This window comes from Wolbachia endosymbiont of Drosophila leontia, assembly GCF_028981785.1.
GTDB classification, from domain to species: domain Bacteria; phylum Pseudomonadota; class Alphaproteobacteria; order Rickettsiales; family Anaplasmataceae; genus Wolbachia; species Wolbachia pipientis.
The window spans coordinates 1-2020 of record NZ_JAPQLK010000143.1 but is presented as its reverse complement, the minus strand read 5'-3'; the positions used below and the strand labels follow the sequence as shown (position 1 = coordinate 2020).

Below are 2020 nucleotides of genomic sequence, written 5' to 3'. Positions count from 1 at the left end.
AACGCTGAATTAAAGGAAAGGCTTGGTTTAAACTCGAAAAATTCATCTCTACCGAGCTCTAAAGAATTGTACAAAACAAAAAAGGACAAGCCAAAAAGCGAAAGGAATGTTGGCGATCAGGTTGGGCATAAAGGAAATTTTCATGCCACAATGGAAGCGGATAAAGTAGTAAAAATAGAGTTGCCTAATATTTGCGAATGCGGAGGAGAGCTTGTAATATGCGAAAAACCTTATGTTCACAAAAAAGTTGATCTTCCGGAAATTAGGCCTTATGTAGTAATTGGAACATGGTCGTTGTTGGAGATGCAGAAAAAGAAAAAGTAGCAAGTTACCAGAAGGTGTTACGCCAGATACATTTGGTCCAAGGGTTAAGTCTATAATTGCAGCACTCAGCGGATTTTACAAAAACTCAAAGCGTGAAGTGGCTAGTATCATAAATGACATTTTTAATTTGAACATAAGTGCTGGCAGCATATCAAATCTTACTATTACCCACAAATATAAATGTACTTATAAATAAAGTATTACAATATTAAAGTTTGCAAATGTTGAGGGTATAAAAATGGCAAACGAGAGTAATGAATGGGCTAAAAATGAATTTGGAGATGCTGTACTTGGAGATAAAAGATTAACTGACCGATTAGTAAAGATTGCTGATAGTTTGATAAGTTTACCTGAAAGCTCAATTAATGAGGCATGCGGAAGTTGGTCAGAAGCAAAAGCAGCATAACGTTTTTTTCAAAATGAGAACGTAAAAGAAGTCGATATTCTAGCTTCACACATTGATAAAACAGTTGAAAGAACAAAAGCTCATAAAAGAATTCTTGTGATTCAAGATACAACTTATATTTCATACTCAAGCCATAAGCGGATTGGGAACTATTGCTGGAAGAGGAGCAGTAATGCATACAGCCCTTGCTGTTAGTACGGAAGCTGGGAATACTGGATCAAAAGATTTACTCGAGGCAACTCATTTCTGAAGAAGAAAAAAGACTAAAGAGCCATCGTAACAACGTTCATATTGAGGATAAAGAAAGTATGAAATGGCTAGAAAGTTTAAAGAAAACAAATAATATTATAGATCTGGCCCAAACCGAAGCTATAACTGTATGTGACAGAGAAGCAGATATGCATGATTTTTTGAACTTGCACATAATCTTAACTCAGCAATTTTAGTAAGAGCTCGCCACAACAGAAATGTAAATAAAAAATTCATGCATACCAGGAACAAGCAAAAATTATGGTCATTTATCCAAGGCCTCCCTTGCGCTGGAAAAGTAGAAGTTGAAATCCCTGCTAGAGATAACAAGCAAAAAAGGGCAGCGTTTTTAGAAATTAGATTTGGAAAATTTATCACATGAAGGCCATATAAAATGTAAAGAAGGTCACATAAAATATAAACCGACAGAGTCTACAACTTCACGCAATTCATGTTGTTGAAAAAAACTCTCCTCCCGAAGCAAGTCCTCTAGAGTGGATGCTTTTTTCCGGTCAGTACTTTTGAAGAAGCTGTTGAAAAAGTTAGTTGGTATTGTTTGAGATGGAAAATAGAGATATTGCATAAGATTTTAAAATCTGGTCTCAAAGTTGAGGAATGTAGACTTGGAACAGCAGAAAGATTAATGAGGTATTTAACAGTCATGAGCATTATTGCTTGGAGAATTTTCTTTATTACATCAATTGCAAGAACTAACCCAACATTACCATGTACTGCCTTATTAGCTGAGGAAGAATGGAAAGTTTTATATGTTAAAATACACAGGAAACCATGTCCAAATATAGCCCCTACCATAAAAGAAGCCGTTTCGTGAACTTGGAGGTCATTTAGCAAGAAAAAGCGACCCAAAACCAGGACCAATTACTCTTTGGAAAGGGTGGAGACGTCTCTTTGATCTAGCAGAAGGATGGAGACTTGCTCATGAACCTCATATTTGTGGGTAATAGTAAGGTTTCTAAGAACCTGTTTAAAATCTTCGTAATAGGAGAGAAATGAAGGAAAGGACAATCATTTGCAAGCTGG

General features: G+C 35.9%; 2 pseudogenes. Both read left to right on the top strand.

The window, feature by feature from the left end:
* Positions 1-508, top strand: a pseudogene (locus OZD63_RS05400) (IS66 family transposase); the annotation flags it as partial.
* Positions 509-562: 54 nt separating this feature from the next.
* Positions 563-1941: pseudogene (locus tag OZD63_RS05395) on the top strand (IS4 family transposase).
* Positions 1942-2020: the final 79 nt, after the last annotated feature.